The organism is Oscillatoria sp. CS-180 (assembly GCF_028330965.1).
Lineage (GTDB): Bacteria > Cyanobacteriota > Cyanobacteriia > Phormidesmidales > Phormidesmidaceae > Halomicronema.
In genome coordinates this window covers 1-21,646 of record NZ_JAQMUB010000062.1, presented here as the reverse complement: position 1 = coordinate 21,646, position 21,646 = coordinate 1, and the positions used below count along the sequence as shown (strand labels likewise).

Sequence of the window (21,646 nt, the reverse complement as noted above, 5' to 3'; positions counted from 1 at the left end):
CAACCCTTCTCGAATCCAAAAATTCAAAATTGCGAATTGGTCTGGGAGTTGCTATGACTGCTAATTTGATTCCTACTGTGTGTACCAACGTGGGTGAAGCTGACTTGGCCGCGATCGCTCAGCTCATCAACACGTGTCGAATTGCTGATAACTTAGAAACCCGAACATCGGTTGAAAAACTGCGCGAAGATTTCTCTGATCCGACCTTTGATATCAATCAGGACTTGCGTCTCTGGCGCAGGGAAGACGGTGAGCTGATTGCTGTGGCTGAGTTTTGGCGACTCATTCCAGAGCAGGAGTTCGTCTGCATCTTGAGTTTTGATATCCATCCGCAAGCTCGTGATGGTGACTTAGCTCAAGCCATCTTAGATTGGGCCGAGAAACGGCTTGTGGAAGTGGGAGGGGCTTCTGGGCTACCCCTGGTCCTCCATTCCAGCTGTCGAGACTCCGTTGAAGTCCAGCGATCGCTGCTGCTGGAACTAGGGTTTCAGCCAGAGCGTTACTTTTTGAAGTTGAAGCGATCGCTAGAAACGTCTCTGCCAAAAACCACTCTGCCGGATGGATGGCAGATACGACCCGTCACGGCCAATGACGCTCAAGCTTGGGTTGATATGTTCAACGAGACCTTTGTGGATCACTGGAACCATCACCCCACCACTGTGAAGGAATTTCTTCACGAGATGACGCGATCCGACTATGATGCCAATCTTGACTTGGTGGTAGAAACACCTGATGGGCAAATGGCCGCCTTTTGTTACAGCGAGATTGATCCAGAGCGAAACAATCGTTTGGGCATTCAAGAAGGCTATGTCTGTTTGCTGGGAACTCGACGGGGCTTCCGTCGTCGGGGACTGGCACGGACCATGTTGGTTGAAAGCCTGAGGCGGTTGCAGCTAGTTGGCATGGAGCTGGCTACGATTGGCGTCGATGCTCAGAATCCTCTAGGAGCCTTAAAGCTCTATGAATCGGTTGGTTTTGAGCGTGAGCATAGCTCAACCGTTTTCCAAAAACAGGTCGATAGGGTTTGAGGGGGGATCCCCAGAAAAGAATTTACCGTTGGCAGGGTGTCATTAGCGCAGGGCAATGCCCACAGCCGAGTATTTTTATTTTCGAAAATCTCCCAAGGATAGCGATCGGGATTGTGCCCGTAAGGTTATGTCCGCATGTTCGATGTCAGACACCTGTTTGATACGGTCATCGGCATTTCCCTACGGGCCTTAATACGTCTACCCATTTCGAAATCGCTATATAAATTTGCCGAATGTGCGCTCCTAACGATTTCTATTGCTAAACTCTGAGACGTTCGAACGTCTTGAAGAACTCCGCAATGGTAACGCGCCGCTTGTATCGAAGATTAGCCCGTGCTCGTAGGCAAAAAAAACGTCGTCGTATCACGCTACTGTCGGTAGCTGCTATGGTTGGGCTGATCAGCGGTACGCTGCTGCTAGAAGCATTCCACATGGCGTCTGGATATTTGGAAATCCCTGCAACTATCAGCACTGTTACGGTTGGGCAAACGTTGACGAACAGTGCTGCACTAACAGGACTGCGTGAACTACGGGCTGCCAACGGTCGCCCTCAAATTTCTCCACTCCCTCGCTCACAAGAGGTATGGGACTGTGAAGTTGTCGTTGTGGGTGGCTCTTTGGGCGGGGTAGGAGCGGCAGCTCACGCGATGCGAACCGGCGCACAAACCTGCTTGATCGAGCTGACTCCCTGGTTAGGAGGGCAGATTAGTTCCCAAGGGGTGTCTGCCATTGATGAGTCACGCGCAATGCGGCGGCAGCAAAACTTTGCGGAAAGTTGGCAGGAGTTAAAGCGACGGATTCGCAATCAGCCTGTAAGTCTACCGGGTTGGACAGGCATGGGTGATCGCCAGCGAATCTATCAAATTAATAGCTGTTGGGTGGGTGACTTATGTTTTCTCCCCAAAGCTGGGGCAGATGCCTCGGAAGAACTGTTGCAGAATGCGTTAACGGCCTCTCCTAATAGCCGTTGGTCCACCTCAACAGCGTTCAAGGGAGCAGCGTTCGATGCATCAGGCCGCAACATTACAGCAGTTTATGCTGTCAAGCGAACCCCTAAGGATCCCGACTATATTCCCCAAGGTCGCCTATCTCAGGAGCTACACGACTGGTACGCCTGGTCGGGTACAGAGCAGTATGAAAAGGTGCCTATTCGCTTACAGGCTCCTCCCGGCAAACGAATGATTGTGATTGATGCCACCGATACCGGAGAGCTGATTGCTTGGGCGAAGGTTCCTTTCCGAGTCGGTTCCGATAGTCGGGATGTTCTGGGTGAAGCGAGTGCACCAACTCGATCAAATCCGGCTTGCACTCAGGCATTCACGTTTCCCTTTGTGATGGCGATCGCCAACGACAAGGGGCAGAGCCGAGACATGTTGGCCCGTGTCGAAACCGGATTGCCCAAAGATGAACATCGCCGTGCCTTCGATATGGAAGGATTTCCCATGTTCCATGGGCGTGGCCTATTCAACTATCGCCGCATTGTCAGTCGCTATTCAGGCCGAGACGCCGTGGGGTATTCCACTGCCGGTGAGATGACCCTAGTCAACTGGAACCGAGGCAATGACTGGAACATCATGGATGAGCCGTTGATCATGACGGAGAGTTCATTGCAGCAAACCGGACAGTACCAAAACTGGATGGGAGGACTCGCTATCCAGGCTCTTAGGAACGCCGAAAATCATGCTTTGCTGTTTGCTGAGTGGCTGATGGCCAACCAGGCTGCCCCTGATATGCCGCTGACGTTTTTGTATGGTCCAAGCGGCCCCATGTATACGCATTCTGGCCTCAGCATGACGCCCTATATTCGAGAGGGACGACGCATCATTGGACGTCCAGCCTACGGCCAAGAACAGTTCATGATGAAGGAAGCTGATGTGCGCGTGGATATGGGTGGGGGACGAGATTTTTCGCGAACGGCGATCGGGATCTCACATTACGACATCGACATTCACGGCTGTCGCTACCGCAACTGGCAGCCATCCTACGAAGCAACTCGTGCCAGCGTTAATGAACGGCTAGCACAACCTCTCCCAATCCCATTAGAGGCCTTGGTTCCAGTCGGCGTAGACAATTTACTCATTGGTGGCAAAAGCATCGCCGGGTCCCACATCGTCAACGCGATGACGCGAGTCCACCATGGCGAATGGAGCGTAGGCGCGGCAGCAGGCACGACAGCTGGCTGGCTACTGCAAGACACCCGCTCCCCAAATCTGACACCGTCACAGATTGTCGTGACTGATCAAATTGGTGATTTGCAGAATTACCTAGTCGAACAGCGACTGCGATACACCTGGTGATTGATAAGCCAAGATGCTCAGAGCCTTGCTCGACCGAATGTGGCGGAATCGAACTATAGCCCTGTGTAGCTTGGTCAAGTACATCTCAGTAGCTTAAGGGAGCAGGGAATAGGGAATGGGGTGTGCTTGGTGCAAGTGCATGGCGCTATAGTACCGCTATGCAGCATTCAAAATTCAAAATTCAGAACCCAAAAAAGGCAGATGGGCTTTCCCAGCATTCTGAATGGTGAGCATATTTCTGCCGTAATGTCCTAGGTGTGGTCTGTCGGTGACAAAAGCTGACGGCTCCAATTCAAGACGCTGCTGAGTTGTCTTTATACTCAAAGTTTCCTTTTTGGAGCCGTTGGGGTAAATGGTTAAACGGTCACCTGAAGGGACTTAAGCGCTGTGACGATGTTTTCAGGATCCTCGCGCTGGGTGTAGTCCAGATTCACGAAAGCGTGAGCGATCTTGCCGCTGGTGTCTACGACATAGGTTGCGGGAACGGGAAGTTCAAATTTTTCGTCGCCGTTGTGGGCAGCCACGTCAATCCCAAAGGACTTGTAGACCGGACGCAGATATTCAGGAATGGCAAAGACAAGGCCAAAGTCCTGAGCAACCAAGTTCCCAACGTCGCTGAGGACTTCAAACGTGAGGTCGTTTTTCTCCTTAGTCGATAGAGAATGGTCTGGGGTTTCGGGTGAGATCGCAACCAACCTGGCGCCCTGCGCCTCAATTTTTGGTAGAGCTTGCTGTAGCGCTCGCAGTTCCATGTTGCAGTAAGGGCACCAACCGCCCCGATAGAACGCAATGACAACGGGACCGTCTTGCAACAACGTTTGAACGGCAACTGTCTCGCCAAGAGCATTCGGCAACGTGACTGTCGGAATCGTGTCGCCAGTCTTCAGGCTGCGGTCTTCAATGCCAAGCTTTGTGATATCGTCTCCTGCTTTTGCCATCGTGGCTTTCGTGTCTTCGGGAAGTTTTGCTCGAATGTGTCCAGCAAGTTGGGCGAGGTCGTGAGTCAGGCTCATAACGATTAATCTCCTGGGGTTCAACTTTATTTTGGAACGATTGGTCTAAAAAGAAATTAAACTCACCTAAGAGATGTATTAGAAAGAGGACGGTGATTTTTCAGACAGCGTTAATCCAAGATTTGCAGAATCAGACCAACTGTCTGCTGGAGTACAGCGGAATCTGAGTTGACTTTGGACATTACTCGTAATCCCTGGATGTTGCTTGTCAGATAGTGAGCAACAGCACGAATATCTTTATCCGTGCTGATTTCACCTTTATCTTGTGCTCTGACAAGGGCACGATAGAAAGCGTCTTCAACTTGTCTCAAACTGTTTTGCAAAGAGATCGTGATGTCAGGATCTTTAGCGGCTAACGCTGTGACGGTATTCGTGGCTAAACAACCGCGCCGATTCTGATCAGTGGTAATGCGCTCCACCAACGTCAGAAAATGCTGTTCAATCTCCGGGCGCGAAGCTCCAGGGGCCAGCAGAGGTGCGATCGCAGGTTGGACAACCGTTGCATTGTAGTGGGCGATCGCCTGCAAAAAGAGAGTCCGCTTATCCTGAAAAGTATCGTATAGACTACCACGATTAATGCCCATTGCATCGACCAACATTTGCATCGATGCGGCTTCATAGCCTTTCTCCCAAAAGACTTGCATGGCTTTATCTAAAACCAATTTGCGATCAAATGTTTTGGAACGAGCCATTCAATCCCTGCGTTTTGCTGAGCGTTTACTTACAGGACTGATGCAGCTGAATCTGACTTGTCCCCTTAAATCCTAAATAGGGGAGAGCCGGATTCAACCTCCTAAAAATGAGAGATACAAAGGGGCTATACATCCATCCTCACCTATCAAAAGGGTAGCAGTTTCTGGAACAAACATTCTAAGAAAGCTTATACGAAGATGGGCGATCGCACTTGTCCCCGGAATTTAAGCTAAAGATCCTTTCAAAAAATTTTGAGCAAAGGCACCATTTTAATGGTTCAACAAACTGTCCTGATCGTACAGTCCTTCCCCTATTAAATGGGATAAAACGTCCTTGGAACCGCGCCTGACCACGAGAACAATCAGCCCTCAAAATCATCAATGCTGAATCCTAACAAAATTTTGTGTAACGCCTTTGTCCTAGAACTTAGGACTAATTACGCCCAAACCTATGGCGGTTTGAAGCAAAATTATGCAGACATCATTGCTTGGGTCGGCAACATGGGAGTCGAAACAATTGCTAATAGCAATGCTCTCTATCACGACGTTGAGCACACTGTTTTTGTGACCCTGGTTGGGCAACAAATCTTACGAGGAAAGCATATTCGCGAAGGTGGGGTTTCTTGTGAAGACTGGTTGCACTTCACTATTTCGCTAGTTTGTCACGATATCGGTTATGTCAAAGGTATTTGCCGTCACGATGTTATCCCTCTGCGCATATATGCGACCGGTGAAGAGGATCAAACAGTCCAGTTGAAGGAAGGTTACACAGACGCAAGTTTGACACCCTATCACGTAGACCGTGGCAAGCTATTTGTCCAGGAAAGGTTTGGTGGTCATGGGCTGATTAATGCCGAGATCATTAAACGTAATATCGAACTGACCCGATTTCCTGTGCCACTCGACACAGACCATCAAGACACCACGAACTTTCCAGGATTGGTGCGGGCTGCAGACCTCATTGGTCAGCTGTCCGATCCTCGCTATCTCCACAAAATTCCTGCCCTGTTCTACGAGTTTGAGGAAACGGGCGTCAATGAGCAGCTAGGCTACCGCAATCCCGAGGATCTACGAGTCAACTATCCCCGCTTCTACTGGAAGAGCGTCTATCCCTACATCAAAGATGCGATCGCTTATCTCAAGCTCACCCAGGAAGGTAAGGAAATTCTCTCAAGTCTTTACGGTCATGTTTTTGAGGTTGAACATGAGTCTCATCCCGAGCCTTTTCCGCCTTCATAATTGTCATTACAGGCCTCGGTAAAGTTACTGAGACAAACCAGATTTTAGTCATCCAATAGAAGTAGAAATTTAGCTGACAAAGTTTCCAGTCAAATCTTAAGTCTTTCTTAAAAAGCGAATTAAATTCTGATTAAACGCCGTGAAACTGGCGATGAGATGTCCGACTATAACGGCTTTCGGATACTCGTAAATCCTAATCATCTACCCTTAGGTTGAAACATATATTTACTGAGTCTACCGCCAAGAAGAGATCTTTAGATTTCCTTAATCTAATTGGTATCAACCCTTACTTTTGCCTGTTATGAATTAGGGTGCTTTTGTTTTGACTTTAAACCCATTGGGATCAAGCTTAACTATATCTTTCGAAAAGTTTTTCGCTTTTTAGTTGCAACTTACCTAATATTTGAAATAACATTTTGATATACCAACAGTTGTTTATAACTGTTAACTCTGTTGTGATCCCGCAATGATGCGACAACGAAGTTCACTTCGATAAGCATTTTTACAAACGGCTCTAATAGACTTCCCATCCACGCATTGATATCAAACTTGAAAGTCATGAATTACGCATCCCAAATCGTTCACTGTCCCAATTGCGGTGGTCATGCATCCCGCCACTACTTGGATAAAGAGGCGCTTGTCCGTACTCAGTGTCCTCATTGTGACTACTTGATGATCACCTGCAGCAACACGGGTAACGTTGTTGAAGCTTACGCACCCGGCTTGGTAGCAGCACATCGGTGATTTAAATCTAGGTTGAATTAACCATAGAAACGGAGGTGGAGCAGTATCCATCTCCGTTTTTGGTGGAAGTAGTTGATGTTTTATCGCTGAAATTGCCTTCGGTCAGCTGCCCTGGTTTAGTCATAAGAGCTGAACGTCTTATCCCATAACGCTTATGGGAGCAATTGTCTGATTCCATTGCGAAAATGCGTCAGCTTATTTATGCCTAACGCTGCATCATTTCAGGCTTTCTAGTACGTTTGCGATCGCTGCCTTGGCAGGCTGAATTGAAGAACCCTTAATGTCGATCTACTCAAATCCAGGCGATTAGCCAAGCGGAGTGGCAATGATATAGACTGCCATCTCCAACTGTTTTTGGGGGTTCATTCGGATACTCATGCAAAGTCTTGCCTACAGCCCAAAACATCTTGTCGTAGCTTTCTCGAAGGCGATTGCGAACAGTCCCAGATCTCGTTGCATAAGTCAAAATCTTCGTCCAGAAGAGTTCGTTCGCTCCATGTCCTTTGGACCATGGAACGCTTTCACGAGTTCAATCACGCCTGCTGACTGGCCTAGATTGACCAGTGCTTCCATGTGTGAAGTCATACGTATCGCAATCTGTTGAGTCACCGCATCAACCCAGGTCTCTCGATTCCTGAAATAGGGGTTGATGATGTTCCGATCCTTTGAAAACCTTGTAAAACTTAGAGCTGGCACGTACTAAGGAGCAGAAGCACATTCCCCGCCTAGGCCATCCACAATGGCACAGGTGTTGTAAATCAACATGCCGGTATAGCTCTCCCCAGGCGTGCCTTCTGCACCCAAACCGTCCGCCAGCAAGACTTGCTCAGAAATGGAGACCTCAGCTTCGTCCGCCACAGTTTTTAAGACTCGATCATCAGCAGTGAGTTCAGCAAAAATGATAGGGATATCTTTGTCACGAATTGATGTGGCTAACTCGTTAATCTTGGCAGCGGTTGGTTCATCTTCAGTCGAAACGCCCAGCAATGTGCCTTCAACCGTTAACCCATAGGCTTGAGCATAATACGACATCGCATCATGAGTCGTAATCAAGCGGCGCTGCTCTTCCGGAATGGTGGCAATTTGCTCGGGAATCCAGGCATCTAGGGCTTCCAACTCAGCCGTGAGTTGTTCAGCATTTTCGGTATACACATCGGCATTATCCGGATCAACGGCGACAAGGTTATCTCGAATCAAGGCAACCATTTCTAGGCCATTCTCAACGTCATGCCAGACATGAGGATCGGGCTCTAATTCACCCTCTTCTTCCACTTCAATCAATTCCTGCACCGATTCATCGTGTAGAGCAATTTTGGGGGCCTCGGAGTCGGATGCGGTGGCCATATCGATAATCGCAGGTTCAAAGTTGAGTCCCGCATAAAAGACCAAGTCAGCCGTATCGACTGCCTCCCGATCAGAGGGTGTGGCCTCATAGGTATGGGGGTCTTGATCGGGTGGGATTAAACAAGTCAGTTGTACGGCATCTGCCGCAATTTTCCCAGCTAAATCACAAATGACGCTATAGGACGCGACGACCTCAATCGGAGACTCGTCGGTTACATCACTAGCAGTCGTGTCAGATTCGGCGGCTGTGTCAGATTCGGTTGTACTGTCTGAATCGCTGGGGGTTGAGCCGGCACAACCCGCAAGACCAATCAGGAGTGCGATCGCAACTCCTAGCGTCCCTTGATGGGGGGCAAAAAATCGTTGCATTGACGGTTCCTCTATGCCTAATCTTATAAAGAACTATCGTCAACAATGGGGCCTGGACAGCCACCGACTGCTTACGACCGTGCGAGTTAGCCCAACGATTGTTAAACCCAGAAAAGTGTGGCGGACTTTGATCACGACTATCCTTTTCTGTGCGCTCACATACGCTGAAACTACTGCTATTGACCTACGCACGATCTGCATTATCGGGGTAAAGACGGACGATACACTATCGACGTAGACATTTATATTACTAACTCATACACTGGTGTCAACCTTTTGATTTGCCTATTAATAGGCACTATCGCTTTGATTGACTTATCAATAGGTATTGTCATTAAGTTAAGTGGCCTCAGTAAGTCAGTCCAATCTTGATACGGGCCGTTGCCTGCCATTTAACTGCTGATTACAGGGTTCTCGCGGTTGATGTCCTCTCTACCGAGTTTGTTGCCTCAATGAAGACAATTGAGATAGCGTATTGTCCTTCCGTCATAGGCTGATGCCGATGCTAGAAATTCAGAACTTGTCGGTCGACTATCGAGGTGCTTGCGTACTTCGCAATGTCAGCTTCTTAGTGCCTGCGGGTCAGCTAGTCGGTATCATTGGCCCAAATGGTGCTGGCAAGAGTACGCTGGTTGAGGCCATTTTGAATTTAGTGCCCGTCACCCAGGGAGTGGTTCGGTTCAAGGGCCTGCCTCTGAAGCGACAGCTCACTCAAACCGCCTACGTCCCCCAGCGCTCTCGCATTGATTGGGATTACCCTGTCACCGTCTGGAATGTGGTGATGATGGCCCAAACTGTGCAGACTGGACTCTTTAAGGGATTTAGCCGTCAGGCCCGAGAGTTGGCTCGGGTAGCCTTGGAACGGGTAAATATGTATGAGTTGCGCGATCGCCCCATTGGCGAGTTATCGGGAGGGCAGCAGCAGCGAGTATTTCTTGCCCGCGCCCTGGCCAAAGAAGCGGAGTTGTTAATTTTCGATGAGCCTTTTACAGCAGTTGATCGCAAGACTGAAGACATCATTTTTGATATTTTTCAGGAATTGCGGTCGGAGGGCAAAACTCTACTCGTCATCAATCACGATTTGGGTGATTCGCTAGCCATTTATGACCAGCTGTTGCTAATCAATAAACATCTGATTGCCCATGGAACCCGTCAAGAGGTTGTTACCTCCGACAATTTAGAACGGGCCTACGGTCGAGGCCTCGCCCGAGTTTTCGCTTAAGCGGCATCTGCATGGACCTTGCTTTGCTGCCTCTATGGATGACCAGAAATTTGAAGCAGACACGTTGTACTCCTTGAGCATCCTTTAGGTGAATCACTTTCAACCCGCCAACCTTAAAAGATACGGAACCCTTCTATGCTGGATTGGATTATCGAGCCATTGTCATTGTCGTTTATGCAACGTGCCCTCATGCTGGGTATTTTGCTCGGCATTCTCTGTGCCATTGTGGGCAGCTACATGATTGTGCAACAGATGGGGATGTTAGCCCATGCCATTTCTCACTCGGTGATGGCGGGTCTACCGATCGCCTACGTAGTAGGCGTTGCCCTCTCGTTTGGAGCCTTAGTTGCTGGCGTGATCAGCGCTCTGGTGCTCTATTTAATTGAGTCGAAATCGCGAGTGAAAACGGATGCTGCGATGGCCCTGATTTTGACCTCATTTGTTGCTATTGGCGTCGTGTTAGTCAGTATCCTTCCGGGGGCAAACCGCATTGACTTAGTTCATATCCTGTTTGGCAACATTTTGGGAGTCACCATGACAGAGGTGTGGTGGAGCTTAGCCGTCACCGTGGTCGGGATCATCTTGGTGCGATTGTTCTTCAAAGAGCTGTTGTTCTACACCTTTGACCCGAAAGGGGCTCAAGCCAGCGGGATGTTGGTGCATTGGTACAACGCTTCACTAATTACGGCGATGACTGTCACCATCGTCGTTTGTTTACCCACGGTGGGGGCACTTTTGGTGGTGGCATTGCTAGTTGCCCCAGCCGCCACTGCCTATCTACTGGTTAAAGAACTCCATCAAATGATGTGGGTAGGTTCGATTATTGGTGCCCTGTCCAGCGTGATTGGGATGTACCTGAGCTACTACTTAGATGCGCCGTCCGGAGCTTCCATTGTCCTTGTATCTTTCTGCTTTTTCTGTTTGGCTTTCTTGTTCAGTCCAACTGAGGGATTATTGGTTAGCCTTTGGATCCAGCGTCAGCAATCAAAATTGACCGATGCCGACGAAGGTGATCAAACCCTAGTGATGTAGAGCCAAATCCACCAGAGAGAACGCTTGTACTTATCCAGTGAGTATTGAAGCGTCTGGTGATCAAGACGCAAAATCACCCTAACTTCGCGGTGGACCTATAACAATAACAACTCTGTTCTAAAGACACCCAAAACGTGAGCGGACCTCAGTCAGACCTTGAAAAGAGAAAGCCCTAAAGCCAAAGGCTTCTGGGCTTTTCGCTTGATTTGCTTGAATGCCAGGAGGCGGACTTGAACCGCCGACACGAGGATTTTCAGTCCTCTGCTCTACCGGCTGAGCTATCCCGGCTTAAGCGCTGCATTTGAGCGCTTGACTAAGATAACAGACTGCTTGAATACACGGCAAGTGTTTCTGCAAAAGTTCCTGAGAAAGACTTACTGAACTGGGCGCAGTCGGGCGACTTTGAGTGAAAATGCGCCTGTGCCTTGCCCTGCGTACGATCGCACCCTGACAGTATAAGTCCCTGACTCAGTAATTCGAGCAAACAGCAGTGAGTTGGTCGTTCCGTCAGGACCATCATCGTTTTCGCCCACTGTGGTGCCGTCTGGTCCTAGTAGCGTAATGATCGTATCAAATTCCTCTGAAATGAGATCGATCGCAACTTGGTCGCCGTCTTCGAAAAAGACTGTATAGTCGCGGGCAAATCCTCCTATCCCTGTCGGGATGTCTTCTTCTGAAAGAGTATCCGTTATTTCTTGGCTGTCAGGCATGGGAATGGGAGAATAAACCGAGCTTTGAGCTTGAGCTTTTGTCGATAGGGCCAGCGTGCAGGAAGCCAAGGCAGTAAGCAGCCATGCAGATGAACGGACGGAGCAGAACAGCTTCATAGAGGTTTTGATGAGTTGAAGATTCCGTGTGACATTATGGCTCAGGTTTCAACATTGACAGCAATAAAACCTGAGGAATATCACATTTATACTTCGTTATTGCGGCACGTCCGGTTTGTAGAAATCATCCTTGCCGGGGGCTTGACTGCCTCCATCAGGGTTGATACACCCTGGTTTGTCAACGTATCGACAGACTCTGGCCCATAGCCGTGCTCGGGTGCCGGGTGCCCCTGAGGAGAACAAGACGCGATCGCCCCCCACAATGCCGACCATAATTTTGACGCCACAAACAGGGCAAGTTTGAGTATTCATTGGCTCGTCGTTGCTATCGTATCGTTAGGCAAATCATCTCAAGTTTTGGGGCTTTTAAGGCAGCAATCTTACCCTCCCCTGCTTTTCCATTCCCTGCTCTTATTCCCTTTTCCTCGCTACAACTTGAGAGACAATAAAAGTAGTTTGGGCTAAGGAGCATCACAACTATGCCGGAGGAACCCGTTTCTCCCACTGACTCAGCTCAATCTTCCGAGCCTGAGTGGACAGATGACAGCGATTTTGAGCTACCAGAAACAACTCTCTCGGAGGAATCCACGGTAGAGGAACTGCCTGAGGATGAGTGGGAGGCTGCTTCTCTAGATTGGGAGGAGGACTATGTAGATACTGCAACTCCTCAACCAACGCCAACGACAACGAAAGAGGCATTGGCTTGGGTTCTGCCAACGTGGCAGCGATTCCGATCGTCTTGGCAACGAATCATTGCGGGGTTACGCCGCCGAATTCCCGCTGCGGCCAACTTATCGGACAGGGTAATCAGTGGCATTCTGATCGGCATCTTGGGGGTTTTGCTGGTTTTGCTCAACAGCGTGCGACAGCCCTCTGTAGCATCCGATGCGACGCCTGCTGCTCAGCCTACCGAAACGTCGCCGGCACCTCAGCCTGTGCCAGTTGTTCGTGAACCTGTTTCGACTGTTGTGCCGTCTGAGGAAGAGAGTAAGGATGCCGACAGTTTGGCCGGCGATCGCATTTTTGAGGTGCAAACGCAGCTAACGGAGCCGTCAATCCCTAATGCTAGTCGGGTGATCGATTCAGTACAAGCTGATTTTGCGACGAATCGTCTGACGCTTGTTCTAAATGGGGACTGGTTCCGCCTTTCTGACTACGAACAGATAACGTTGGCCAATCAGCTGTTGGCTCAATCCAAAGGACTGGCTTTTGACGCGGTTGAGTTTCGAAGTCCAGAAGGTGCTCTGATTGCTCGAAACCCTGTAATTGGTAAGGATGTTGTGATTCTGCTGCGAGAGAAGCCCCCTGAGATTGCCCTGCCCGAAAAACCACGATATCGAATTATGGTGGATCGATAGCGGGGACGCGACATATCACGTCCCTACCCAAGTGCAGTCCTCACCTATCAGTTGTTAGGTAGGCGTCTTTTGCAATTCAGGTTTTTCTTCGGGGAGGATGGCTCCTTCGACTGGGCAGACCTGCAAACAGATGCCGCAGTCAATACAGGTAGAAAAATCGATCCAGTACCAGTCGGTGCCTTTTACGTTTTTGTCAGGACCTTCGTGAATGCAGGCTACGGGACAGGCATCTACGCAGTCAGCGACGCCTTCGCATACATTGGTCACGATTGTATGGGACATGGTTCTCCTCTTGCTTGCGTCTCTACCCTCACCCTAGCTCTGATGAATAAATTCTGTCCAGAGAATTACAAGAGTTGCTAATGGACTGTTTCAATCTCAGGAGTTCCATCTTCGGTGACCCAGGCAATGCGACTGATGTCGCGATCGCGGGCACGATTGCGGATTACAGCAATATCATCTTCGGGTTCCAGGTATAGCTCGACTCTGACCATGGCATTACCATCGCGAATGGTCTGAGCGTATTGAAAAGCAGCCGTTGCAGCCTGAGGCGTTTGTGGCACAATGAGCCAGTCGCTGGCAGGAGTCGTGTCTGGCAGATGACCGGTGCCAATCAGGGCTTGATGCAGACTTTCAATACTAAACATAAAGCCAATGCCAGGATAGCTACGGCCTTTGGGATCAAAGACGCCCAGTAGATTATCGTAACGTCCCCCTTTGCTGACGTTTTGTCGCCCTTGAGCAGTATTAGCAACGACTTCGAAGATGATGCCCGTGTAGTAATCGAAGGACTGAATTAGGCTCAGGTCCAGGATGATGGGGTAATTCTTTTCGGAATTTTCTAGGAGGTCAATCAGGGATTTGAGGTCGTTGAGGATGTCTTGCTGGTCAGCGGTTAGTCCCAGTTGACTGACGGCCTGGATAACATCTCGTGGGCGACCTCGCAGGTCAAGCATTTGTAAGGCCCGCTGTCGCAGATCATCAGGCAGATCTAGAGTTTCGAGGGTAACGCGATCTAGATTGGCGATCGCATGGCGGACTGGCTTACGGGACTCAGCGGGAAAAACATCCAAGAGCGATCGCGTCAGCCCAGCATTGCCAAGAATTAATTGCCAGTCTGTGAGCTGTAGGGTGCTGACACAACTGAGCAACAGCACAAGAATTTCAGCGTCAGTTAAAACGCCACGGCTGCCCAACAGTTCTACACCGGCTTGATAGTACTCCTGCTGGCTGGCTGGGGTCGTTCCCTTAGTGGAGCGGCTAAAGACGTTGGCAGTATAGTAAAGCCGTTGGGGATAGGTCACTCGGGCCATGCGCGTGACGGCTGTTCTGGCAATGGAGGCTGTCAGTTCTGGTCGGAGACCAAGGCGCTCTTGTCCGTCTCCCTGGAGTTGTACCACAGAGGATTGAGCGATCGCTCCCCCCGCCATCAAGGTATCTAGACTTTCTACCGTAGACGTCACAATGCGATGATAGCCCCACCGTTGAAACGTCTCCTCTAGTCGTTCCTCGATCCAGTATTTCTGAGCGACATCCAGCGGCAGTAAGTCCCTAGTGCCTGATGGGGGTTGGTAGACCATCTACTTTTGATTTCCTCCAAATAAGCCAAACAATCCGCCTCTCGATTTTGACTGAGAGCTTTTGGAATTACTTTGAGCAGCTTTTGCCTGAGTAGCCTTACTGACCTTCGCATTTAATTCTTTTGCGAGTGCGTTGTCAGGGTCTATTGCAGTCGAACGTTCGAGGTGAATTCGGGCCATCGTGGGCTGCCCCGCCTGCAAGTAGTATTCCGCTAACTGACTATGGCATTGGGCATTTGTTGGATGTGCTTTAACCACCTCGCGCATTTCCAGAATGGCTCGTGAGTAGTCTCGCTTAAGGGCAAATTGGCGGGCACGATTGAGATAGCTGTCAATAATGGCTTCACGCTGCTGTCGCGGGGACGGAGGAGCTTTGGGTTTTGGGGCGGGAGGTGATGCGCTGGCTGTAGAGGGTGCAGCAGCAGATTTACTGCCATTGGTAGGTGCTGCTGTGGATGCCGCTGTATCTGTTGTATTAACGAGGTAAGCCAGATTTAATTCGCTAATTTGTCCAGTGATGTCAAGCACGTTTCCCAGGGACTGATACTGTTCTTCAGCTAGCTTTTGTAGGCTACTGGTATAAGCTGTGATCGGATTGTTGTTACCGATTAGACTTTTAGCGGTTTCATCTTGAAGTTCTAACGTCGAAGACTGCCGTCCTAACTGTTGCCCTCTAAGGCGCAGGACAACCATATGTTCCGTCATAGTCTTTTCCTGCGTGAGTTTTTCATAGGCAGGATTGACGAGCTTTGAGAGCAGTTCGTTAGCCTGCTGCTTCTCTTCATCAGTGCTTGATCGCAGACTGTCGGGATGGAGTTTGCGGGCAATTTTTAGATAACGCTTGCGAATTTGTTTAGCATCGGCGTCTAGGGAAACCCCTAAGATGGCGTGATAATCGGTCAAATCAAACTGAAATAGACCTCGTTCAATATTCATAGCGGCTGGTTCTCTCTCGCCCTACACAGCATTATCCTGATTCCTAGATGCAATTTTGTCTTTCAGTTTTCAGCAATCTAAGTAGACTCGCTTTGCGTGCTCCGACGTTTCCAGGAGCAGCCTCCTAATTAACAGAATCTCAGACTATGACTCTGCGATCGCGATCGGCTGGAAATTTGCCAGCGGTTCTATTTGTTGTAGCACTTGGCTAAGGATAGTGTGAATCCGACCATTCGTTGCCAAAATCCTCCCAGATTGAATGTCAAAAGACGTTTCGTCGTAAGCGGTAACCTGTCCACCAGCTTCTTCTACAAGGACGACCCCGGCAGCTAAATCCCAAGGCGATAGCCCCCGTTCCCAATAACCGTCTAGGCGACCGCAGGCAACATAGGCTAAATCGAGAGATGCGGCTCCACCTCGTCGCACGCCTTGGGTCAGATGAGTTAAATGACAAAACTCTGCATAGTTATTGTCCACCTGTTCGCGGCGATCGTAAGCAAATCCTGTTACTAATAGACTGTCTGCTAGCTTACTGGTTTTTGAAACTTGAATAAACTGGCGATTTAAGGTTGCGCCCTGACCTTGCGCGGCCCGGAATAGGTCTTCATGAAACGGATCGAAGATGGCACCGACTCTGGGATAGCCATCAATCAGCAAACCCACAGAAACGGCTGAAAACGGATATTGATGGGTGTAGTTGGTGGTGCCATCTAGGGGATCGATCGCCCATAAAAATGGACTGTTGGCTAGTTCTCCAATAGCTCCCGATTCCTCGGCCAAAATGGGATGATCGCTGAGATGACGTCTAATGACGTCCAACACAGCGGCTTCGGCAGCTTTGTCTGCCTCGGTAACAAGATCACCTGGACGCCCCTTCTGCTCAATGTTTTCTAACTTTCCCCAGTAGGACTGCAAGACGCCACCGCCAGCCAGGGCTGCCTCGGTTGCGATTTCGAGATAACGTTGCAAGTCCTGTTCGCTGACCGCTGTCATAGTGTCTCGTCAATGCTGGACATCCTTCAGTTTAGGGGCTAAGGGGACTGAGCATCAGATTGCCTGCGAAAGGCTTTGGCGGTCTCTCTGAGGGGCGTTTCAGGATTCCAAATTCCTAGGCCCAGCAGTCGTGCTTTTTCTTGGGCATAGATCAGGGCTGCGGTGTGGTGTCCATAGGGGAGGCGATCGCCAGCAATGTAGGCACAGCCTTGCTCTAGCAGTTGAACATTGAGGAGCGTCTTGCCGTTCCAAACATAGGCCCAGAGACGGTTATGAGCATCAGGTGTCCAGTCGTCTGACTCGACTCGGACAATTTGCTCTCTCACCTCTTTCAGGCAGTTGCGGGCTGTGTTTCCCCAAGGTGTTTGTTCAGCATCCGGCGCTTGAATTCCCTCCAGACGGAGAGTTGTCACTGGACTTTCGGGTGTGAGCGGCCAGAGCAGTTCCAAGGTGTTGCCGCTTTTGGCATAGTCTACCGTTGCAGTGACGGTCGTCGTTTCGCTGCGAGCACCAGTAATCATGACGGCAAGAATGAGTAGCGCGATCGCACTCCACGTTAGCCAGCGATACTTGATTCCCTGTAGGCCGCCCATAGGTATTTGCTTCCGACTGTTATGTCGTTCTCAAAATTCCCTCGCCGAAGCTGCGGTTAGTCATCCTCTATGGGCAGTCCAAAGCGAACTTTGCCCTTGCCAAAGTAGCGGCCAAACTGGAGTTCATAAACCTCGTCCTCGTCCTGGGTCTCAACTTCTAGATCGGTGCGAGGATAGCTGACGCATAGCAGGGCATAGCCCCGTTCCCTCAGATCAGGGGACAGTCCCATAGCTTCAGGCTGGTGGACTTCGCCAGAGAGCACGCGAACGGCGCAGGTTGTGCAAGCACCGTTGCGACAGGCAAAGGGGAGTTTAGCTCCCTGGTTCTCTGCGGTTTGTAGGATGTAGCGATCTTCGGATACTTCAGCTGTGTAGTGAGCATCGTGCTGACGATCATGGATATTGATGCGATGGGAGCGAGTCATGCCTTCGTAAACTGTGTAGACAACCGAAAAGGAATGAGCCATTCCTCCATTCGTCTATGCTCTCACAAGTTTAGGGTGGGGTGCGTTTTCCTGAATCTGTTTTCACTCGCCTATTTTTTCCTGCTGTTGCGATGTCTGCCCTTCTGCTGTCGTCGCCCCTCTCGCTGCCAGGCCGATACGAGCCAATCGCTCACCGAGTGACTCATCGCTCCCAATTCGATGCCGATCGCGATCGCGGCCCACTCTCGCCAATACCTCAAGAACAGTTGAGCAGCAGACCGCCCAAGATCATTCCAAGTCACGCTGGTGCGCCCAGAACCATTACTGATCTCCAGCACAATCAGCAATCCTAAGAATCCCAATACACTCAGGTACAGCAGCCGCACAACCGTCCCCGACAGAAAGCCATGGGACAGCCAAGACCGATGCCGTAGGCTTTTGCGATAGGGTCGCCAAATCCACGCTAGCCAGCCCCACCGCTTACTCTGAACGGACCAGATATCTAAATCAGGACCAAACATTAGTCCTGCAAAAATAAAGCCCCACAGCACCAGCAGCGTATAGCCCCAGTGTCGAGTTGCGATCATCGTCCCCAGCCCTACCCAAGGCGTACACCACCAGGTGATGCGATCGTGGGTTTTTCCTGAGGGCATAAGGCGACGGGGTGAGACCAAGAAAATTTTACACAGATTATTGGGTTGCGATCGTGCTCCCGTCTGTTATGATTAAAAGCCCGTGCGGGGGCGATTAGCTCAGTTGGTAGAGCGCCTGCCTTACAAGCAGGATGTCACTGGTTCGAGCCCAGTATCGCCCATTCAAACAAAATAGGTTTTAAGCCTTTTGGCGATGGGTTTGCTTGGTAGCTTGCGAAGATCTGCTCTTTGGTAAAGTCGGTAACGAGCTGGCAAGCTTGCTGAATTTCGTACAGATATTTGCGGATTTTAAGTTCCATAGATCTTCAAAAGGCTTGAAGCGATTGCCTCTAAAGAATATGGATTATTGATGGTTGTAAGATCTGCCAAATCAACGGTATGGCCTAAAATCATACCTTCCTCGTACCATCAATAGCGTGACTGTGAGAATACCGATGAGGCTTTGAGTTTGGGGATGAAGCTGGGTGATCGCGTTCCAGACCAATTGCAAAACCACCGTGGAATCTTTGCCCCCAGAGTAGCCAATGATCCAGGGCAGAGCGTCTTGGCGGTAGAGTTGCTGAATTTCGGCGGTGAGTTCCTGGATGTCGGCAATCAGTTCAGGAACGGATCGTTGAGGGCGTTGGCGCAGCCTCTCCCTGGGAGACTCGCCACTGCCGAAACCGAGCAGGCTCATCCTTTGGGCAAATACTTGACCAAGGCTTTCATGACCTCACCGGGACGAGTTTGCAGAGGATTCGTCTCGCTAGGAGCAGGGAGAAAGTCAGTCCACTCGAAGACCTCAGCAAAGCGGTGTTGATGCAGGCTATGAACGATTGCATTAACCGCTTCCCTAGAACCAATAACCAGCAACTTGACGGGTTCGCGATCGGATTTGGGATAGGCGTGAAGCTTCAGAGAGAGTTCGATACCGACAGTGTCAGAGGATTGAGAAGCAGTAGAAAGGAAATCTTGAGTTTGCATGGTGAACACTCACAGGCGTCGTCGAATTTGATGACAGTCATCATAGTCAACAGAATCGATGACGTCAACAGACTTGATATTTACGCAAGCAAACTCCTCTGACACCATAAGGGCATGGGAAAAGCGGGGAAAGTACTCAAGCAGGTGCTTGACGAGTATGAAGTGAGCCAATACAGCCTTGCGGCGGCTCTCAATATCGAGCGCAATAGCGTTTATCGATGGGTAAATGAGAAGAGTGACCCATCAGCGGAGACGATTTTGGATCTTGTGAGAGCGTTAAAAACGCTACAACCGGAAGCGGCAAAAGCTTTTGTAGAAAGGTACTTGGGCGAGGAAATATCAGATTTATAAGCTGTCTCTGGAAGATCTCAAGCCTAGAAAGATAGAAAATGATCGCACATTGCAATGCAATCACTCCTCAAATTTGTTTGGTTGCAGGGCAAGACTGGAATTATTTCTCGCGCTGCTCCATTATCCAACGCGTTTCTTCAATTCCTTCTTTGATCATAGCCTCAAGTTCTAAAGCTACAGGGTCTGAAGGAGGCAAATGCCGCCAAGCAACTTGGCAATCAACTCTCACCTTTTTATCTTCAGACGTCACTGTCAATTCAGCGAGGTAGCGCCCTTTAGTCTCATCTGAAGTTCGCTCAAAGATTTTCCAGTTACCATGTGGAGATTTACTGCTATTTCGATAAAACACTGGGTAAAAACGTCCACTCTTTTCAAGTCGATGAGCAATAACTACAATGCAGTAACGCTTTCGACAAAAAAGCTCCATGTCATTAAAAACAGCCAAGATTTTTCTCCCAACACTTGTTTTGTAGATTAAATTATCTAATTCTTAATTCAATGTATTGATGTTTGAGCTAATCTTTAGCTTCCCCTACGCGCCGATCTACTAGCCTGCTGGCGAGGCCATTCAATGAATGGAGAAGTTAATTCTTGAAAATCTCTTCTAGCACCAGCAAGATAGGCTCTTGGCAGGTCATCTAGCAACAAGTCGATGCCATCTTTCAACCGATCAGATATGACAATAAGTTTTAAGCTTTCCAAGACATTCCTTAAATGAACTTGACAAATTTTGTTTCGTATTTTGCTGTTTATTTCGGGTTGAAATAATGCATTAATACAGCATGCAGCTCCTTCATCGTCAAGCAAACAAAGAAATTGATCATACAGAGGCACGCCTCCTGGACTAACGCCTCTTTTGTAATTGACACCATTTCCAATTCGACAACGGAGAACAATCTTTGTAAGCTTTGGCAGCACTTCTTTGGGTATGTCTGTAGAGGACTTGCAATATTGCAGAATTTCTCTCATGACTGCAGGCTCATAATGAAAATTATCCCAGCCTTCATGAGTTTCTTTAAGCTGATCTGAGAGATGCTCTAGTGCAATTATTTTTGCGGGCAAACTCTCATACATTAATCCATCAACAAGCTTGAGGAACTCAATACCTCTTTCAAGCTTTGTTTGATGAAGATTTGTTCTATAACCATCAATGAGAGTGCCAATTTTATATTTTACTTGATCAGAAGAATACACCCATACTAAAGGTGCTATCTCGGAAATATTTTTTCTAAGCACTTGTTCAGAATCAGATGCCACAAACATGCCGAATATGTTTACCAGAAGATTGTTGACATGCGTCAGCGACAAATTTTTCAATTCAGCATCAATTCTTGAGAAAGTGTTCTCATCGATTACTTCGTTGGCAGATTTCAAGTTATCTACAAGCGATTTGATTCTAATAGCTGATTCTGATAGTTGATCCTGCAGTACATCCTTTATACAAGTCTGAAGCCAGCCTAACAATTCATAACCGCCAATGCTTTCTACATTTGGATGGGATGCAGCAACCTCGTTGCGCATTATCAAAATAAAATCGAGTTTCCGATATACGACATCAGATATTAGTTCTAACTTGCGACAGGTATGGAGAAGAGTACTGTCCTTTAGTGCTGGGAGATCTGTTTCATCATTAAAATTCTCTCTATTTCTTCCTCCAACTGCTGAATCGAAAAATAAATCAACCCCATAAATGCTAGCTTTCTTTCTCAAATTAAGAACAACTTCATTCCAAACATAATTTAACGCGGCATCAAATAAGCCAATTGCTGAAGCCCCTATAAACTTTGATAGGTAACGTGCATCTTGTTTGGATTCCGAAGACAGAGAATTTAGAAAGGTTGGAAGGCTTAGTGGTGCAGAAAAGTCCTGAAAGCACTGAAAATTGGTGAGTCTCAGATGAGATGGGTTGGGTAAAGTGGGCGCTCCATGAGATGCTCAAGTTCCCCAACTTACCAGCATCTACATGGAGACTCCTCTACTGTATCGT

At 49.0% G+C, this 21,646-nt stretch carries 25 protein-coding genes and 2 tRNA genes; 9 read left to right on the top strand and 18 right to left on the bottom strand.

Features of this window, described 5'->3' with window-relative positions:
• The first annotated feature begins 53 nt into the window (after positions 1 to 53).
• Positions 54 to 1,028 carry a GNAT family N-acetyltransferase gene (locus tag PN498_RS14610; protein ID WP_272063548.1) on the top strand — a complete coding sequence of 325 codons (975 nt, stop codon included), beginning with the start codon at positions 54 to 56 and terminating at the stop codon, positions 1,026 to 1,028.
• A 299-nt stretch (positions 1,029 to 1,327) separates the two neighbouring features.
• On the top strand, positions 1,328 to 3,325 hold the full coding sequence (locus PN498_RS14605; RefSeq protein WP_272063547.1) for an FAD-dependent oxidoreductase: 1,998 nt from the start codon (positions 1,328 to 1,330) through the stop codon (positions 3,323 to 3,325).
• 356 nt (positions 3,326 to 3,681) lie between these two features.
• On the opposite strand, the gene PN498_RS14600 is transcribed toward PN498_RS14605, so the two are convergent.
• Together PN498_RS14600 and PN498_RS14595 are read right to left on the bottom strand one after the other, a co-directional pair.
• Complete coding sequence (locus PN498_RS14600) at positions 3,682 to 4,338, bottom strand: peroxiredoxin-like family protein (RefSeq protein ID WP_272063546.1); 657 nt, start codon at positions 4,336 to 4,338, stop codon at positions 3,682 to 3,684.
• A 110-nt stretch (positions 4,339 to 4,448) separates the two neighbouring features.
• Positions 4,449 to 5,030 (bottom strand): TetR/AcrR family transcriptional regulator, encoded by a 582-nt coding sequence (locus tag PN498_RS14595; RefSeq protein ID WP_272063545.1) that lies wholly within the window; start codon positions 5,028 to 5,030, stop codon positions 4,449 to 4,451.
• Between the two features lie 381 nt (positions 5,031 to 5,411).
• Here PN498_RS14595 and PN498_RS14590 point away from each other — a divergent pair, with 381 nt between their 5' ends.
• Positions 5,412 to 6,269 (top strand): Npun_R2479 family HD domain-containing metalloprotein, encoded by an 858-nt coding sequence (locus PN498_RS14590; protein ID WP_272063544.1) that lies wholly within the window; start codon positions 5,412 to 5,414, stop codon positions 6,267 to 6,269.
• Between the two features lie 558 nt (positions 6,270 to 6,827).
• Positions 6,828 to 7,013, top strand: a complete 186-nt coding sequence (locus tag PN498_RS14585) for a replication restart DNA helicase PriA (protein WP_272063543.1) — start codon at positions 6,828 to 6,830, stop codon at positions 7,011 to 7,013.
• Positions 7,014 to 7,712: 699 nt separating this feature from the next.
• On the opposite strand, the gene PN498_RS14580 is transcribed toward PN498_RS14585, so the two are convergent.
• Positions 7,713 to 8,726, bottom strand: coding sequence for a metal ABC transporter solute-binding protein, Zn/Mn family (locus PN498_RS14580; RefSeq protein WP_272063542.1), 1,014 nt, complete (start codon positions 8,724 to 8,726; stop codon positions 7,713 to 7,715).
• Between the two features lie 496 nt (positions 8,727 to 9,222).
• Between PN498_RS14580 and PN498_RS14575 the strand changes: the two genes are divergently transcribed.
• The gene (locus PN498_RS14575; protein ID WP_442951423.1) at positions 9,223 to 9,948 is read left to right on the top strand and encodes a metal ABC transporter ATP-binding protein; all 726 of its coding nucleotides are present in this window, start codon (positions 9,223 to 9,225) and stop codon (positions 9,946 to 9,948) included.
• A gap of 135 nt (positions 9,949 to 10,083) precedes the next feature.
• On the top strand, positions 10,084 to 10,980 hold the full coding sequence (locus tag PN498_RS14570) for a metal ABC transporter permease (protein WP_272063541.1): 897 nt from the start codon (positions 10,084 to 10,086) through the stop codon (positions 10,978 to 10,980).
• A gap of 215 nt (positions 10,981 to 11,195) precedes the next feature.
• Here PN498_RS14570 and PN498_RS14565 read toward each other — a convergent pair.
• From PN498_RS14565 to PN498_RS14555, 3 genes are all read right to left on the bottom strand, one after another.
• Positions 11,196 to 11,268: transfer RNA gene (locus PN498_RS14565), tRNA-Phe, on the bottom strand.
• Positions 11,269 to 11,354: 86 nt separating this feature from the next.
• Positions 11,355 to 11,690 carry a PPC domain-containing protein gene (locus tag PN498_RS14560; protein WP_272063540.1) on the bottom strand — a complete coding sequence of 112 codons (336 nt, stop codon included), beginning with the start codon at positions 11,688 to 11,690 and terminating at the stop codon, positions 11,355 to 11,357.
• 213 nt (positions 11,691 to 11,903) lie between these two features.
• Positions 11,904 to 12,119: a hypothetical protein gene (locus PN498_RS14555; protein WP_272063539.1), complete on the bottom strand. Its 216-nt coding sequence runs from the start codon at positions 12,117 to 12,119 to the stop codon at positions 11,904 to 11,906.
• A gap of 167 nt (positions 12,120 to 12,286) precedes the next feature.
• On the opposite strand from PN498_RS14555, the gene PN498_RS14550 reads away from it, so the two are divergent.
• Positions 12,287 to 13,165, top strand: coding sequence for a hypothetical protein (locus PN498_RS14550; protein WP_272063538.1), 879 nt, complete (start codon positions 12,287 to 12,289; stop codon positions 13,163 to 13,165).
• Positions 13,166 to 13,219: 54 nt separating this feature from the next.
• Here PN498_RS14550 and PN498_RS14545 read toward each other — a convergent pair whose 3' ends face one another.
• From PN498_RS14545 to PN498_RS14515, 7 genes are all read right to left on the bottom strand, one after another.
• Complete coding sequence (locus PN498_RS14545; RefSeq protein WP_272063537.1) at positions 13,220 to 13,447, bottom strand: indolepyruvate ferredoxin oxidoreductase subunit alpha; 228 nt, start codon at positions 13,445 to 13,447, stop codon at positions 13,220 to 13,222.
• A 77-nt stretch (positions 13,448 to 13,524) separates the two neighbouring features.
• Positions 13,525 to 14,745, bottom strand: coding sequence for an ATP phosphoribosyltransferase regulatory subunit (locus PN498_RS14540; RefSeq protein WP_272063536.1), 1,221 nt, complete (start codon positions 14,743 to 14,745; stop codon positions 13,525 to 13,527).
• Positions 14,746 to 15,681, bottom strand: a complete 936-nt coding sequence (locus tag PN498_RS14535) for a J domain-containing protein (RefSeq protein WP_272063535.1) — start codon at positions 15,679 to 15,681, stop codon at positions 14,746 to 14,748.
• 144 nt (positions 15,682 to 15,825) lie between these two features.
• Entirely contained in the window at positions 15,826 to 16,674 is an 849-nt protein-coding gene (locus PN498_RS14530; protein ID WP_272063534.1) for an inositol monophosphatase family protein, read from the bottom strand.
• 38 nt (positions 16,675 to 16,712) lie between these two features.
• On the bottom strand, positions 16,713 to 17,267 hold the full coding sequence (locus PN498_RS14525; protein WP_272063533.1) for a thermonuclease family protein: 555 nt from the start codon (positions 17,265 to 17,267) through the stop codon (positions 16,713 to 16,715).
• A gap of 56 nt (positions 17,268 to 17,323) precedes the next feature.
• On the bottom strand, positions 17,324 to 17,692 hold the full coding sequence (locus PN498_RS14520) for a 2Fe-2S iron-sulfur cluster-binding protein (RefSeq protein ID WP_272063577.1): 369 nt from the start codon (positions 17,690 to 17,692) through the stop codon (positions 17,324 to 17,326).
• A gap of 110 nt (positions 17,693 to 17,802) precedes the next feature.
• Positions 17,803 to 18,345, bottom strand: coding sequence for a metal-binding protein (locus PN498_RS14515; protein WP_272063532.1), 543 nt, complete (start codon positions 18,343 to 18,345; stop codon positions 17,803 to 17,805).
• A gap of 88 nt (positions 18,346 to 18,433) precedes the next feature.
• Here PN498_RS14515 and PN498_RS14510 point away from each other — a divergent pair.
• Positions 18,434 to 18,506: transfer RNA gene (locus PN498_RS14510), tRNA-Val, on the top strand.
• On the opposite strand, the gene PN498_RS14505 is transcribed toward PN498_RS14510, so the two are convergent.
• From PN498_RS14505 to PN498_RS14495, 3 genes are all read right to left on the bottom strand, one after another.
• Positions 18,480 to 18,644: a hypothetical protein gene (locus PN498_RS14505; RefSeq protein WP_272063531.1), complete on the bottom strand. Its 165-nt coding sequence runs from the start codon at positions 18,642 to 18,644 to the stop codon at positions 18,480 to 18,482. The genes PN498_RS14510 and PN498_RS14505 overlap by 27 nt on opposite strands.
• 71 nt (positions 18,645 to 18,715) lie before the next feature.
• A complete protein-coding gene (locus PN498_RS14500; RefSeq protein WP_272063530.1) occupies positions 18,716 to 19,021 on the bottom strand; it encodes a hypothetical protein in 306 nt (101 codons plus the stop codon).
• Positions 19,018 to 19,308, bottom strand: coding sequence for a hypothetical protein (locus PN498_RS14495; RefSeq protein WP_272063529.1), 291 nt, complete (start codon positions 19,306 to 19,308; stop codon positions 19,018 to 19,020). Before PN498_RS14495 ends, PN498_RS14500 begins: the two co-directional genes overlap by 4 nt.
• 114 nt (positions 19,309 to 19,422) lie before the next feature.
• Between PN498_RS14495 and PN498_RS14490 the strand changes: the two genes are divergently transcribed.
• Complete coding sequence (locus tag PN498_RS14490) at positions 19,423 to 19,659, top strand: helix-turn-helix transcriptional regulator (RefSeq protein ID WP_272063528.1); 237 nt, start codon at positions 19,423 to 19,425, stop codon at positions 19,657 to 19,659.
• 100 nt (positions 19,660 to 19,759) lie between these two features.
• On the opposite strand, the gene PN498_RS14485 is transcribed toward PN498_RS14490, so the two are convergent.
• Both PN498_RS14485 and PN498_RS14480 read right to left on the bottom strand, forming a co-directional pair.
• Positions 19,760 to 20,104 (bottom strand): hypothetical protein, encoded by a 345-nt coding sequence (locus PN498_RS14485; protein WP_272063527.1) that lies wholly within the window; start codon positions 20,102 to 20,104, stop codon positions 19,760 to 19,762.
• A 77-nt stretch (positions 20,105 to 20,181) separates the two neighbouring features.
• Positions 20,182 to 21,369, bottom strand: a complete 1,188-nt coding sequence (locus PN498_RS14480) for a hypothetical protein (RefSeq protein WP_272063526.1) — start codon at positions 21,367 to 21,369, stop codon at positions 20,182 to 20,184.
• Between the last annotated feature and the right edge of the window lie 277 nt (positions 21,370 to 21,646).